This is a genomic window from Mesorhizobium sp. 1B3 (assembly GCF_050958605.1).
GTDB lineage: Bacteria > Pseudomonadota > Alphaproteobacteria > Rhizobiales > Rhizobiaceae.
This window is the reverse complement of sequence record NZ_JBJHDO010000002.1, coordinates 543903-558088: the sequence shown is the minus strand read 5'-3', so window position 1 is coordinate 558088 and position 14186 is coordinate 543903. Positions and strand designations below refer to the sequence as shown.

General features: G+C 59.0%; 13 protein-coding genes and 1 pseudogene. 1 reads left to right on the top strand and 13 read right to left on the bottom strand.

Going from position 1 to position 14186, the window contains the following annotated elements:
• Positions 1-38 precede the first annotated feature (38 nt).
• Genes dctP (ACCO56_RS07750) through ACCO56_RS07715 form a run of 8 tightly spaced genes read right to left on the bottom strand, consistent with a single transcriptional unit; the run spans position 39 to position 8031 of the window.
• Entirely contained in the window at positions 39-989 is a 951-nt protein-coding gene (gene dctP, locus ACCO56_RS07750; RefSeq protein WP_433639265.1) for a TRAP transporter substrate-binding protein DctP, read from the bottom strand.
• Between the two features lie 59 nt (positions 990-1048).
• Positions 1049-1915 carry an HpcH/HpaI aldolase/citrate lyase family protein gene (locus tag ACCO56_RS07745; RefSeq protein WP_433639263.1) on the bottom strand — a complete coding sequence of 289 codons (867 nt, stop codon included), beginning with the start codon at positions 1913-1915 and terminating at the stop codon, positions 1049-1051.
• Positions 1912-3291 (bottom strand): MmgE/PrpD family protein, encoded by a 1380-nt coding sequence (locus ACCO56_RS07740; RefSeq protein WP_433639261.1) that lies wholly within the window; start codon positions 3289-3291, stop codon positions 1912-1914. Before ACCO56_RS07740 ends, ACCO56_RS07745 begins: the two co-directional genes overlap by 4 nt.
• Positions 3284-4501, bottom strand: coding sequence for a CaiB/BaiF CoA transferase family protein (locus ACCO56_RS07735; RefSeq protein ID WP_433639819.1), 1218 nt, complete (start codon positions 4499-4501; stop codon positions 3284-3286). Before ACCO56_RS07735 ends, ACCO56_RS07740 begins: the two co-directional genes overlap by 8 nt.
• Positions 4502-4506: 5 nt before the next feature.
• Complete coding sequence (locus ACCO56_RS07730) at positions 4507-5013, bottom strand: MaoC family dehydratase (protein ID WP_433639258.1); 507 nt, start codon at positions 5011-5013, stop codon at positions 4507-4509.
• Positions 5013-6173, bottom strand: coding sequence for an acyl-CoA dehydrogenase family protein (locus tag ACCO56_RS07725; protein ID WP_433639256.1), 1161 nt, complete (start codon positions 6171-6173; stop codon positions 5013-5015). The genes ACCO56_RS07730 and ACCO56_RS07725 overlap by 1 nt, the downstream gene beginning before the upstream one ends.
• On the bottom strand, positions 6170-6652 hold the full coding sequence (locus ACCO56_RS07720) for a MaoC family dehydratase (RefSeq protein WP_433639255.1): 483 nt from the start codon (positions 6650-6652) through the stop codon (positions 6170-6172). Before ACCO56_RS07720 ends, ACCO56_RS07725 begins: the two co-directional genes overlap by 4 nt.
• Entirely contained in the window at positions 6649-8031 is a 1383-nt protein-coding gene (locus tag ACCO56_RS07715) for an MmgE/PrpD family protein (RefSeq protein WP_433639254.1), read from the bottom strand. The genes ACCO56_RS07720 and ACCO56_RS07715 overlap by 4 nt, the downstream gene beginning before the upstream one ends.
• 143 nt (positions 8032-8174) lie before the next feature.
• Here ACCO56_RS07715 and ACCO56_RS07710 point away from each other — a divergent pair, with 143 nt between their 5' ends.
• Positions 8175-9086 (top strand): LysR family transcriptional regulator, encoded by a 912-nt coding sequence (locus tag ACCO56_RS07710; protein WP_433639253.1) that lies wholly within the window; start codon positions 8175-8177, stop codon positions 9084-9086.
• 95 nt (positions 9087-9181) lie between these two features.
• Here ACCO56_RS07710 and ACCO56_RS07705 read toward each other — a convergent pair.
• The 5 genes and pseudogenes from ACCO56_RS07705 to ACCO56_RS07685 form a co-directional block, all read right to left on the bottom strand.
• A pseudogene (locus ACCO56_RS07705) lies at positions 9182-9487 on the bottom strand (Tn3 family transposase); the annotation flags it as partial.
• 413 nt (positions 9488-9900) lie between these two features.
• On the bottom strand, positions 9901-11196 hold the full coding sequence (locus tag ACCO56_RS07700; RefSeq protein ID WP_433639252.1) for a TRAP transporter large permease: 1296 nt from the start codon (positions 11194-11196) through the stop codon (positions 9901-9903).
• Positions 11196-11669 carry a TRAP transporter small permease subunit gene (locus ACCO56_RS07695; protein WP_433639251.1) on the bottom strand — a complete coding sequence of 158 codons (474 nt, stop codon included), beginning with the start codon at positions 11667-11669 and terminating at the stop codon, positions 11196-11198. The genes ACCO56_RS07700 and ACCO56_RS07695 overlap by 1 nt, the downstream gene beginning before the upstream one ends.
• Before the next feature lie 65 nt (positions 11670-11734).
• Complete coding sequence (gene dctP / locus ACCO56_RS07690) at positions 11735-12883, bottom strand: TRAP transporter substrate-binding protein DctP (protein ID WP_433639249.1); 1149 nt, start codon at positions 12881-12883, stop codon at positions 11735-11737.
• Between the two features lie 22 nt (positions 12884-12905).
• Complete coding sequence (locus ACCO56_RS07685) at positions 12906-14138, bottom strand: LVIVD repeat-containing protein (protein WP_433639248.1); 1233 nt, start codon at positions 14136-14138, stop codon at positions 12906-12908.
• Between the last annotated feature and the right edge of the window lie 48 nt (positions 14139-14186).

The following is a 14186-nucleotide window of genomic DNA, read 5'->3' as shown; positions in this document are numbered from 1 at the left end:
GGGAAATGCGCAATTTTTCGAAGCCACCGGCGATCGGATTACTTGGCATATTCTGCAGCCTCGTACTGGTAGGCCTTCCAGGTGTCAGGATGCTTCTCTGCGAAGGCGTCGATCACCGGCTGCGCTGCCGCACGAAATTCATCGAATTGAGGCCCTTCGATGAGGTGGTACCCCTTTCCGGCGTCAATCATCTCCTGGAGATCGGCGTTGTCCTTCTTTACGGCGTCAGCCCATTGCGCCGACGCAACGTCAAGTGCGGCGGAAGTGATGGCTTCACGGTTCTTGTCGCTCAGCCCCTCGAGCCACTTTGCATCCACGACTATGGAATAGGTGGCCAGGAACATGCCCGGGACCAGCGCCGCCTCGGACGCAGTATCGGCGAGGATTGTCTTCCATCCCGCCGGAGAGGTCAGAACACCGTCGATCACGCCCTGGGACATGGACGTCACCATTTCCGATGCGGGCAGGCTGATTGGGTTGGCACCCATCTGTGCGACCATGTCCCGCGCGGTCGTACCGCCACCCGACCGAATACGCTTGCCTGCAAGATCCGACAGCTGCGTAACCGGAGTGTCCTTCATCACAATAATCGCATCGGTCGCGCGCAGCAAACCCAGGATGGCGATCCCGCGGTCCTCTACCTGCGCGGAAACAAGCCTGGCCATGTCCGCGCTGAATTCCGGGTTGCTCATCAGATCGTCGGACAATGTGAACGGCAGCCCAAGCAGGCCCAGCCGCGAATCCAGTGCATCGAGGTTGCCGCTGATCGGCCAGACCATTTGCACCGCACCCGTACCGATCGCAGCAACGGCATCCTTGTCGCTGTAGAGCTGCCCCGCGGGATAGAATTTGACTTCGATCTCGCCACCAGAGCGGTCCTTCACCATCTCGGCGAACTCGTTGACGTATTCGCTCTTCCAATGGCTCGCCGGCACCTCCGACGTGATGACCAGATCCTCCGCCATCACGGGGGTCGTGAGGCCAAGCATGGCCAGTCCGAAAAATGCATGTTTCATGGCTACTTCCTCCTCCTTGGCCCTTTCGGCCGCTACGTGCGTTCAGCCATCTCCATGCGCAATCGCCCTTGCATGATCTTGATGACCGCTTCGTCGACCAGTTGCCCTTCCACCAGCAATGCGCCGATGCCCTCCGCCACGGACGCCTGGTAGGCGGCAATGATGCGCCTAGCTTCGTCCAGTTCCGCTGGCGTGGGCATGAACGCCGCATGGAGTGTTTCGAGCTGTGCGGGATGGACCGCCCATTTGCCGGCATAGCCGAGCGCCGCACCGGCCCGCGCGTCCCTTTCGAGCCCCTCCAGGTCCTTGGCGTAGGGCCAGACGTGGTCGATCGGATCGACCCCGGCGGCATGGGCGGCCAATGCGACCTGCGCGCGGGCGAGGTCCGTCCCCGTCGAGCCGAACCGCATTCCGGTTTGGGCAATGTAGTCGCCGATCCCAAAGAGAAGGGCGACGTTGCACGGGCTGGCAGCCGCGATGGCCTTGGCCTGCAGCACCGCATCCGGCGTTTCGATCATCGGTTGCAGACTCACCTCTGCCAGCCCGTGCTGACGCAGTTGATGCGCCACTCGGTCAATGCAGACCACGTCGCTCGGAGACCGAACCTTCGGGATGACGATCGAGCTGATCGGCAGACCGCATAAGGCGCGCATGTCGTCCAGCCACCAGTCCGTGTGCAGTCCGTTGATGCGCACCGCGACTTCGCCGACCCGGACCGCGGCATCCGCAAGCGTACCCGCCAGGACGGACCGCGCTTCGGCCTTCCGGTCCGCCGGCACCGCATCTTCGAGGTCGAGGATGACGCTGTCGGCGCCCGAGGCAAGCGCCTTGACGACGACGGTGGGTTTGGCGGCCGGCGTGACGAGCTGGCTGCGCCGCAGAACCGTATCGCGTCTCACGCCGACCTCCGGGCCAACGCCATGACTTGCGCCACGTCATCCGCTTCCGCGATGTCGGCGACCGACTCTGCCAGGGCCGTTGCCTGATCGACCCCCAGGGCCGGTCCCGCGAGCCCCATGAACTTGGCCAGCACACCGTCCCAGCCCAGCGGTCGTCCGGGCTCGCCCATGGGCTCCGCTATCTCGATCGTCTCCGAGCGATCGCCCAGCCGGCCGCTCAAGATCGTATGGCCGGCCTTGAGGCCGTCATCGCATACGGCGGAGATCCTCCGGGCTAGTTTCTCGACCTCCGCGTCTCCCAGTAGCGCGTAGCTGCCCCAGTCGCTACGCCCCGTCGACAGCGCGGCGGCAACCTGGAAATAGACGCTGAATTGCCCATCCACGATGTTCTGCGGGGCACGCTTGGCAGGCACGTCCTCACCGACCAGACGATATGAGGTCGGGTCGAGGCGGACCTCGTACCTACCCTGCTGCACGGGAGCGAGCCGCTTTCGCATCTCGATCGCCGCTTCGATCGCGCTGTGGTTCAGACGACAGTTCGGGAAGGGCTTGATCGCGGTTTTTGCCGCGGCCCAGTAGGTGCCCAGCTTGGCGGTCAGTTTCGTTGCATCCGGCTCGGGCGAATAGCCCTGCAGGACACCGGCCCGTCCTTCCAGCGCCTGCGCCGCACCGGTCACGCCGGCCTTTGCCAGACGGGTCACCATCAGGGCATCGTGCGCTGCGAAGCCGGAATGCAGGCGCTTGTTCCACGCCCCATTTTCCATGTACTGCATCGAACCCGAGGCGCGGCTTCCCGCGAGGCCGAAGGCGGCGTCGATCGTCTTCCCGTCCAGAGTCAGCAGTCGACTCGCGGCCGCCACCGCACCGAACAGACCGCCGATCGGCGTTGGATGGAACCCCCGGGCGTAGGTCGCCTCGCCCAATGAACCGCCGACGCGGCAGGCGATTTCGTAGCCGATCGCGATGGCCTCCATCAGCGCACGCCCGGTGGCATGCGTCTCCTCGGCCACGGCCAGTGCTGCGGGGATGACCGTCACGCCGGGATGCAGCTTCCCGAAGAAGTTGGTGTCGTCGAAATCCATCGAATGCGCGTAGGTGCCGTTCAGCAGCACAGCAAGGCCAGCCGGGCGGGTCTTGGTCTCGCCGACCACGGTGATCTTCCCTTGCGCATCTCCAGCGAATTCGAGCAGCCCTCTTCGCACCGCTTCGGTGCTGTCGGCATGGACGGCGGCGAAGGCCGTATTGCCCAGGAAGTCGAGCAGACACTGGCGCATCAGTGCGGAGACGGTTTCGGGAATGTAACGGCCAAGAGTCCCGGCGGAGAATTCGGCCAGAGCCGCGCTGGCAGAACGGGCGGTGCGTCCAGCGTCAGCCATCGTCCCTCTCCGCCGGCTTTCCGACGATCCCCCGGCCGGCTAGGTCCGCGATCCGGTCGTCGGAGAAGCCCATCTCCCTGAGAATCCTGTCGGTGTGCTCGCCCACCAGCGGCGGCCCCAATCGGTTAATCGAAGGCGCATCCGATAGGCGCGGCGGGAAATCGAACACTTTGACCGGCCCGATGGCGCTTTCGACCTCAAGTATCATCTGACGATCCTGGAAGCGCTGATGATCCAACGCATCCTCCAAGGTGTTCAGCGCCCCTGCCGGGATCCCATATTTATGAAACTGCTCAAGCCAGTAAGCGCGATCCTGTTTGGCGAAAGCGGCACCGACTCGTTCGTCGAGTGCCGCCCGGTTTTCCAGTCGCTGGTTGTTCCCGCTAAAGCGCGGGTCGTCGAACAGCGCAATGTCGTCGATCGCCTCGCAGAACTTGCGCCACATGACTGTATGGCCGCCCCCCGCAGCGACGATGACCTGCTTGCCGTCACCTGCCATGTAGGGGCCATAGGGCGCCATCGTGTGGTGATGTAGCCCGACCCGTTGCGGTGCCTTGCCACCGTACCAGAGCATGTAGGGGAAATAGCCCGTCCAAGTCATGATCGCGTCGAAGAGCGCAACTTGGACCTCTTGCCCGCGCCCAGTCCGCTCGCGGTGAAACAATGCCTCGAGGATGCCGACCGTCGCATACATCGCACCAGAAATGTCGCAGACGGACAAGGAAATCTTGGCGGGTTCGGCCGGCGTGCCGTTCGTCGATATCAGGCCGGTCTCGCCCTGGATGATCAGATCCAGTGCAGCGCGGTCGGAATAGACGCCCTCTTGTCCAAAGCCAGAGACGCGGCAGAAGATCACCTTCTGATTGCGTTCCTTGAACGCCTCATATCCCAGTCCCCAGCTTTCAAGGGTGCCCGGAACGAAATTCTCGATGATGACATCGGCCTTCTCGACCAAGTTCATCAGGATTTCGCGTCCGGCCGCTTCCTTGAGGTTCAGGGCGAGGCTTTCCTTACCGGGGTTGACCCAGGCGTGTCCGGAACACATGCCATGCACGATATCGTCCCAGAACCGAATCAGATCGCCCGTGCCAGGTCGTTCGACCTTGACGATGCGCGCGCCCATCTGCGACAGGAGACGGGTGCAAAACGGCCCTGCCACGCCCTGCGTGAGGTCGAGAACCATGATGCCGTTCAGGCCGGTGGGAGCCATCCCGTTCACGCTGTCTTCCTTCCAAAACTTGCGTCGTGGTCCGACCAGTGACTGGCGCGTTTTACCAGCACGATACGCTCGCCCGTCGCGATTTCGGTGTTATCCTGATTGCGACCAACAAAGCGGTAGCGCATCAGCCCGGCATCCTCGCGGTTTGAATCCCGCAGCTCCAGCACTTCGGAACGTGCATAGAGCGTGTCGCCCTGAAACACCGGTGCGTGCAGCCGAATCTTGTCGATGCCCACATCCATGAAGGCGTTTTCGCTCATGTCCTCGGTGGTCAGGCCGATCACGATGTTCAGCGTGCAGGGGCCGGCGACGATCCGTTCCTTGAAACGCCCGTCCATCGCCGAGGTCGATAGCAGCAGATCGAAATGCGCCGATGCGGTATTCATCGACATGTGAGTCAAGGCATAGTTATCCCAGTTGGTGACGGTCCGCCCTCGGGCATGGTCATAGACTTGCCCGACTTCGTAGTTTTCGAAGTAGTTGCCGCGTCCGGTGATCGCCATCAGCCCCGCCCCTCGATCAGACGACGCGCGATGACTTCTCGCTGGATCTCGGACGTGCCTTCGCCGATGGTCAGCAGCCCGGAGTCCCGCCAGTAGCGGTTCACGGCGGTCTCGTCGGCGAAACCCATGCCACCGTGGATTTGGACGGCTTCGTGACACACGTTCTGTGCCATGTCGGCGGCGAAGAGCTTGACCATTCCGGCTTCGAGATCAGCACGTTCGCCTCGGTCGAGTTTGCGTGCGACCATGTAGCCGAGTTGCCGGGCGGCCTCGATGCCGGTGGCCATGTCAGCCAGCTTGAACCGGATCGCCTGGAAGGTATCGATTGTCTTGCCGAACTGGACGCGAGTGCTGGCGTATTCGCGGGCCTTGTCGTAGGCCGCCTGTGCCAGACCGATACAGCGAAACGCAAACTGCATTCGGGCGAATTCGTAGGTTGCCATCAGCTGCTTGAACGCCATCCCTTCGACGCCGCCCACGAGGTTCGCCGCGGGGACCTTAAGCCCGTCAAAGAAGAGCTGGTAGGAGTGCATCCCGCGATATCCGACGGTGTTCAGCTTCTGCGCAGTGAACTCCGGGCTGGGGAACGTGCCCCGTGGCTTTTCGATAAGGAGTAGCGAAATGCCGGAATGTTTGTTCTCTGTCGAGGTCCGCACAAAACACGAGATGATATCTGCGCGACGGGCGTGGGTGCACCAGAGTTTGGTGCCGTTGACCAAGTAGTCGTCGCCGTCTCTGACGGCCATCGTCTTGATGTTGGCAGCGTCCGACCCGGCTTCGGGTTCAGTCCCCGAGTGCGCCGCCTGCAACGTGCCGGAGATAAGTCCCGGCAGAAACCGTTTCTTCTGGTCCGGAGTACCGTTGCGCGAAATGATCTCGATCAGGCCCCAGTTGCGCGCCGGCAGCGCCCCGACCGAGAACCAGCCGCGCGACAGTTCTTCCGTCACTACGGCAACGGCGAGGTTGCCCATCTCCAGCCCGCCCAGTTCCTCCTTGGCCATGAGGCCGAAGATGCCCATGTCGCACATCTTCTTCAGCACGTCGTCGGGGATCTCTTCATCGGCAAGGTGTAGACCCTGGGCAATCGGCTCGATCTCTTTGTCCGCGAACAATCGTGCGGAGTCACGCATCTGGCGGATGTCGTCGGGGAGTTCGCTCATGCCTTCATTCCTTCCTCTGTGCGGCATTTCGACAGGTTCCGGCGCTTGAAATTGACGACTTCATCGCCCCGCTGATTGGTGCCGATGGTGTGCCATTCGGTGATACCCCATCCGGGACGGCTTTCGGTCCGGCGCTGCGACAGCACGGTCGAACGGGAATAGACCGTATCGCCCGCATAGACCGGTGCTCCGAACGAGACCTCGTCGACGCCCAGAAAGGGTCCGCCCGCCTCGGAAAGGTCCTCGACTGAGAGTCCGAGCACAGTAGCGAAGACGAACATCGGTGGAATCAGGATGTCCTTGTATCCGAGCGCCTCGGCGTATGGACGGTTGAAGAAAATCGGGTTCATTTGCATGAACATGTTGCCGAACGTGCTGGCGTCGGACGCATTGAAAGTGCGGCCCCAGTGGTGCTCGAACACCTGCCCTATTTCGAAATCCTCGTAGAGGAGGCCGCGCTCGTTTCGGATCATTTTCATTCTGCCGCTACTCCCTGCAATCGATGCTTCGTGACGGCGACCATTGAGGAGACATCAGCTACAGTTCCGATATCCAGCGCCAAGCGTTCCAGTTTTTCCATCTGGCCGGCCGGCAATTCACGGGCCACGTTACTGCGGAACTTTTCGAGAATCTCGGCTTCGGTCAGCCGCAGACCAGGCGTACCGCGGCTTTGAGCCTTGCGCAGGACATGACGCGTTCCGTCGACCATCTCGATCCGGACCTCGCCGGGGAAATGGGCGGGAAAATCGCTCTTGTCATCGAAGGTGCAGGTCACCTTCGACGCGATGTCTAGCACCGCGGGATTGGCGAGATCGCCATCATAGAATCCGGCCACATCCACCTTGCCTTTAACCAGCGCCAGGCCGATCACGTAAGGCACGCTAAACAGTGCGTCGTACTCTGACTGGGGCGCGCGCTTTTTGTCTGCGGGCTGATAGACCAGGTGATGCAGGCGCTGCGAAAGCGGCGCATCAATCCGTGCGACGGCCTGCACATCAAAACCCGGCGTTTCGCGCAATTCGATTGCCGCATCGGCGAAGGCGTGGATGAAATGGCAGCAGGGATAGGGCTTGATCGCCAGCCCCATCAGCTCCCAGTTCCGGCCCAGTCCGGCTAGCAGAATCTCTCGATCCGGCTGCCTTCCGAGATGAGCGTTGAAGAAACCATGTGGGCCTTCAAATACCAGTCGCGGTCCCTTGAACCCTGCTCTCCCCATTGCAGCGGCTGAAAGTCCGGAATGTGCAGCCCAGCCGGGATGAAGGCGCTTCATCCAAGAGCCGTCCAGTTCCAGAATTCCTCCTGCCAGCGAGCCGCAGAGTCCAAGGGCGTTCGACAGTTCGTCGTGCTTCATGCCGTAAAGTCGGGCGGCGGCGCAGGCGGCGGCGAACGGGCCGCACAGGGATGTCGGATGCAGATGGCGGTCGTGAAATTCGCCGTTGGCGGCCAGTGCCAGCCGGCACCCGCCTTCCAGCGCCACGATATAGGCTTCGAGCACGGCTGCGCCGGAGGCCTTCGTCGCCTCGCCCGCCGCGAGCGCACTTGCGAAAGCGGCTGCACTGGCATGGTAGATCGCGGCGATGTGCGTGTCGTCGTAGTCCAGACCGTGCGCCAAAACACCGTTCACCAGCGCCGCCGAAGGCGCCGGTAGTGATTGGCCGGTTCCGATGGCATGCGCCTCGGCGCCCGAGCCGAGCCTAGCTGCTGCGCGGCTGATTGCCGTCGCGAATTCGAAACCGGAAGATGCAACCGCGACACCCATCGTATCCAGGAAATGAAGCCGCGCAAGCGTTACGACTTCATCCGGGATTGACAGGTCAGACAGGGCAAAGGCTGCGATTTCTTCTGAAATGCTCACCACGACGGCATCCCCTTTTTCGTGTGGGAGCCGAATTCCGGCGCCTCGCCGGCGCCGCATGCAGTTTCCTCCCGCCCACACGCTGGCATCCACGCATTGACGATTCAAACGCATAATTCTAATGAACTTATATGCGAGGGTAATAAATGTTCCGACTTCCAATGAACCTGTCGATATTGGAGGCGATCGTCGCAGTGGCCGAGACCGGCAGTTTTAGCCAAGCGGCCGAGAAACTGGGTGTTTCGCAATCCGCCATTTCCGCGCGAATCCGCTCAGCCGAAGAGGTTCTTGGCGTTGAGTTGTTCACACGCACGACCCGCCGGGTTGTGATCACCTCACATGGTGAACGGCTGCGGTCGCGCGCGGAGAACGCTCTTGCCGATCTCAATGCCGTATTCGACGAGTTCCGGGACGAGGAGAAACTGATCCGTGGCCGGGTCCGAGTGGGTGCCACGCCGACAGTCTCGGCGATCATGCTGCCCGAAATCGTGCGCGGTTTCCGGGACGCCTATCCGGGAATCGAAGTTGTTATTCGCGACGACTTCTTTGGGCAGGCGTTGGAAAGAGTCGCGACCGGAGACGTCGATTTCGCTCTAACTCCATCCGTCGATCCATCAAGGGTACCAAATGTGCACCTTGAGCAACTGTGCATTGAAGAAATGGTCGTGCTGACGCCGCGAAACCATCCGCTTTCGCGGATGCACAAACCCGCGTTGAGCGACATCGCGGATTATGCGATCGTATCAATGCCTGCACAGTCGGCGATTCACGCCCAAATGAGCCAGGTATTCGCGGCCGAGGGGCTAACCTACGCCCCGACCATGGAGACCATGCACGCGCTGTCTTCCGTCGCAATCGTTAGGGCCGGCCTTGCTATCGCCATCGTTCCGGAAGGACTCCTTAAGCTTCTGGATCAACGCGATTTCGCCGTCCTGCATGTTCCACACCTTCCTCTTGGCAGAGGCATTTCGATCGCGACGGCCAAGGATCGCAACCTGCCTCCCGTGGTCAGGGCGTTCATCGAGGTCATCAAGCATCGTGTTGGTCTGCTATCCTGAAGGTCGCTAGGTTGTGGTTACGATTTAAGGGATTGGGGGATTCGATTCCCAAGGGTTCTGAAACAAGTGTGAGGTCCAAAGCGGTGGATCTTTTTTGCCGTATTGATCGGTGCACCGACGTGGCTCGTCGGCGCCGGGTAGGCATCGCCTTTCTCGAATGTGTGAATTTCCGGGTCCTTGAGGTTGCGCAGTCGCGGTGCGAAGCACTTGCCGAGCAGGGCGAATAGCCCGAATACGTGATCGCTCGCCCCGCCAGTGTCAGTGAAATGCAACTGGATTTCCAGGTTCGTATCCTGGTAAAATGGGCCATTGAGCACGTAGGCCGCTTCGCTTTCGGTTGTATTGCCGCTCCTTGCAGACGTCTTCACCACCGTCTTCACGCTATCGTAGATGCCGCGCATGCAAGCCCCGTCAGAAGGCGAAGGCCCGATCATGGGGGTCGAACACCCTCTCTTGCGTCTCGCACGGGTAGGCACACACGAACGTCATGTGGCTGTGGCAGAGCCGAACATACGACGGAACGGAACAGGGCGATCGTCACAGATTATCGGCAACCAAAGCTTGACCAACTCTGGCTGAAGCGAAGAAGCGGTTGCCAGCGCCTGCTCCCAAGCTCCTCCAAGGCTTCCAACTCCGCAGCAAGGGCACCCAATAGACAACGATCGTCGGAAAGATCGGGCGTAGGCAGTCTTCAGAAATTCAACCGTGTTACATTTCGGGCAGGAAAATGCCGAATCGTCTTCTCCCGAAATGCAGAGCTTTCCTCGCCCGTTGCAACGCCATCCAACTGTTTCATAGTCGCAATTAGCCCTGCTCACATTCGACTCGGCAACCACGTCACGATCCCCGGAAAGGCAATGAAGGTGGCGATTACCAGGAGGGTTATCACGACGAATGGCGTCACCCCTGCAAATATTTCGCCAAGGCTGAGCTGGCCATCAACTTTTGCCAGGACAAATACATTCATCCCAACAGGAGGGGTGATCAGCGCTAGCTCGGTCATCAGAACCAGAATTATTCCAAACCAGATCGGGTCGTAGCCCAAAGATGTCACAACGGGAAATATGAACGGAAGCGTCAGCAATATCATCCCGAAGGAATCGAGCACACATCCAAGTAGAAGCAAGACCCCGAGCACCGCCAAAAGAACCACAAGATCCGGCAGATCGGATGTATCGATTATACCGATAACGCTGGATGTAACCTGCGTTGCTGCCAGGAACCTCGCCAACACAGAAGCAGAGATAAGGACAGCAAAAATCATTCCGGAGAGCTGCACGGTCTGCTTTGCAGCTTCCCACAGATGGTTGAGCGATAGGCGACGCATTGCAGTCGCCACTGCAATTGTCGACAAAACGCCTACAGCTGCGGCTTCGCCTGGTGTGAACCAGCCGACATACAGCCCACCGATCACCACTCCAAAGATGACGAAAATGGGCGTTATCTTGAGAAGTGACTGGACCTTCTCCCTGAGCGGGAACGCATCGCCCGCACGTCCAAGTTCGGGACTCAGCGTGCAGCGGGCCATAATATAGAGCGAGAACGCCAGCGTCAGGATTAGACCGGGAACGATGCCCGCAATGAACAGCTTGCCGATCGACGTCTCCGTCCAAAGACCATAAAGGATAAGCAGAACACTCGGCGGTATCATGATGGCGATCGTCGCTGCAGAAGCTAACCCACCTGAGGCCATCTTGATGTCGTAGTTGTATCGCCGCATCTCAGGCAGCACGATCTTCGACATCGTCCCTACTGCCGCCGAGCTCACCCCCGTGACCGCTCCGAACATCGTGCACGAGACTACGGATGCCACCAACAGACCGCCCGGCAGCCGGCCAAACCATTTGTACATCGCGTCATAGAGATCTTCTCCAATCCGCGCGTAACTGACGATCAGCCCCATGTAAATAAAGAGCGGGATGGAGGCGAACAGAAACTCGCCAGCCGTGTTGAAGGCCGTCGTATAAAACTGCGCTATGGCTTGGCTGAAGCCAAACAGCAAAGTCATCCCTGAGAATGCTACGATGGAAATCGCCCACGCGATCGGAACACCCAGCGCAATTAACAGAAGCAGGAAAGCGAAGCTCGTATATCCTAAGAGATGGGCCATCAACGTTCCCCGCGAAAATCGGCAGCAACTTTTGGAAATGCGGTGATCACTACTAGGCCGGCGGCTGCGCATCCCAGTGCAACAAGCGCTGCGAACGGCCACAGCGGCAGCCCAATCGTCGGTGTTTCGGAACTGACAGCCATCATTTGCCAGATCCTGGATGCCGCCCCCCAGCCTATTGAACCAAGAAAAATCAGTGCGCCAACTGCCCCGACCGTGTCTGCCAAGCCGCGCATCAGCGGACCAGCCTTGTTATATATAATATCCATCCTTACATGCGCGTCCTTGTATAAAGAATCCGGCAGAGAGAAAAAGAAGTAAAGAGTGAGGGCAACCGTCAGCAAATCTTGCACGGCACTAAACCCTGCACCCAGGACGTTGCGATAGAGAACATCAATTCCGACCAACAGGCACATGAATGCTATCGACAGCGAAGCCGCTATGGTGAATAATCTTGAAATACCACATATCATCGTACCACCTCTTCTTACAGGTCAGCGGGCGCTTTCATGGCCCACTGACATCGGCACGAATAGCTTCAGTAGCCTGGCATCATCCCTGGTACAGGTTGATCAAGGACCTGCAGGAACCGCTCATCGGGGGTCATTGCTGCGTAGCGCGCTGACAGGTCCCTTATCTCTGCGATCATCTCACTGGCCGGTTGTCCTGCATTCTCCTGCACGGCAATCCAATCAGTGATAAGTTTGTCGTAGCGGCCAGCAAGTTCCTTTGCATCCGCTGGCGAGAGTTCGAAAAATTCAATGCCCTCGTTCCGCATGTGCGTTCTCGCCTTCTCGGCTTCCGCATCGTAGTAGAGCTGCGACTCTACCTGCGTCCATACCTGCAGCCAGTGGTACAGATAGTCTCGCACTGGCTTCGGAAGACTGTTCCACCGCTCCGGATTTATGCAATGTTCGTTAGGATTGGTCCAAAGATCGACTTCCGTCTGGTACTTCGCTATCTCGTTCAGCCGGAACGTGTAGAATCCTGCGTCATGCATCGGAACGACATCCAGCACCCCGGTCTGGAAGCCCGGGTATATCTCGCTTGCCTTAAGCGTCGTTGGTTCCAGACCTAAGGCAGCGACGGAAGCGACGGAGACACTACCTGCCGCCCAAGCGCGCTTTCCCTGCATGTCTGCGAGGGTTTTCAACGGCTCCTTTGTCGATAGCTGCTGAGGGGGCGTCAGCCCCAATCTGGCCAGATACACGCCGCGGCGCTCATATGCGGCGCGCAAATATTTCGCATATATCTCATTGAATACAAGCGAACCGACACTTGAACTCTCGAAGAGAGTTGGAAGTTGGATGCCGAAATGCAGGTCAAAGCCACCTGGGTTAAACTGGGTGTAACATGTGCCCATATCCGCCAAACCAGAGCTGATGGCCTCGAACGCCCCCGTTTGGGTATCATTCAGCGAACTTGACCAGAATGGCTGGATCTGCACCTTCCCACCGGTATCCTCGTCCAGGCGCTTCCACATTGCGCGGTAAAGCTCCTGATTTGTTCCGGAACTTCCAAGGAAAGTTGAATACGACAGCACTATTGGTGGACCATCGTATGCAAATTCGGTCGAGATTTTCAGCTCTCCCGACAAATACCGCTCTACTGCTGTCTGCGCAGAAGCCATGCTGACCGAGAAGCCGATGAACAATGCGGCTACTCTTAAGACTTTCAATGATCTCATGTGTTCACCTCCGGATTATTTGTTATGCGCCCTTATCTAGCCCCAGCACGAAGACGCCATGGTTTTTGTCACTGACAAAGATATTTCCGCGATTGTCGACGAGAACATCTTCCGACTGCGTAACCAGTCCTGTTTTAGGCAGCGGGCCCTTTCGCTCCTTGGGGTCCGCAGGAATAAAGCACGCAATCTCTACTGGCTTCCTCTCGTTCGAAATGTCGTAAACCCGCAAGCCGGCATTGAAGTAGGTCAGGAAAACAAGGTCCTCGTCGTTATGCAGCACGTCTTGATTTTGCCATTGATGCTGGTTGTGCGGACCAAATCGACCGGGGCGGTCGTAGAACGTGGAAATGCCTAGCTCCTTCGGAGGAATGGGCTGGGGAAAGAGAGAGACCAACCGGGGAGCACGTTCGTCGGAAACATCTACGATCCCGGCGTAGCCCAGGGGCTCGTTACCCATCTCCTCAATGGCTTCTGAATTGACGACGACAAGCGGGCGGCGGGAGAGAGGCCGCGAGGTGTGGACGGAAATGAAAGCTTGAAAAGGAGGTGAGAAAGGAAGATCGCTTACAAGCTTGGGTGCAGTGACATCAGAGATATCCAGAATGACAAAGCCGCCGGCGCTGTAAGGCAAGTACGCACGGTCTCCCATGACATACGCACCGCCATGAAGAAATGTGCCAAACGGGACGCCTCCTTCACCACCCGCCAACCACTGACCTGTACGCCACCAACGTGAGACCTCTCTGGGGTTAGCGGGGTCGCTTATGTCGACTATTTGGTAAATGTGGCCGTCATACCCCTGCGGCAACGCGGTGGCGTGGACATATCGCCCGCCATCGTAGTAGTTCCGGTGCGTTCCGAGGCCACCCGTTCTATAGTGCCCTAGTTGCTGGGGGGACTCAGGATCGCTCAAGTCCCAGATTAGAAATCCCTCCGAGAACGGTTTAGTCGTATCGCCACCCCATTCCTCCGGAATTTTTTCCATGGAGGTGATCATCTTGCCTTCGGCGATTTGGACCTGCAAAGTAAACGTATTGGGCGGCCCCTCGATGAATCTCACAAAGCGGGGATTTGTCGGATCCGTAATGTCAACGACTGACAGCCCACTGTGCCAGAAATGAGCCGTATACAGGTAGTATTTATCGCCCGAGCGATGGATGGCCATTTTGAAGGCAGGCCGACCATCTAGTTCGATGTATGAGATACGCTGCATACCGTGCGAATACGCATTATCAATATATTGAAAATCTCTCATCACCCCATCCGCATCTGGCTCTAGTTGCACGCAGCGCGCACTCGCGCC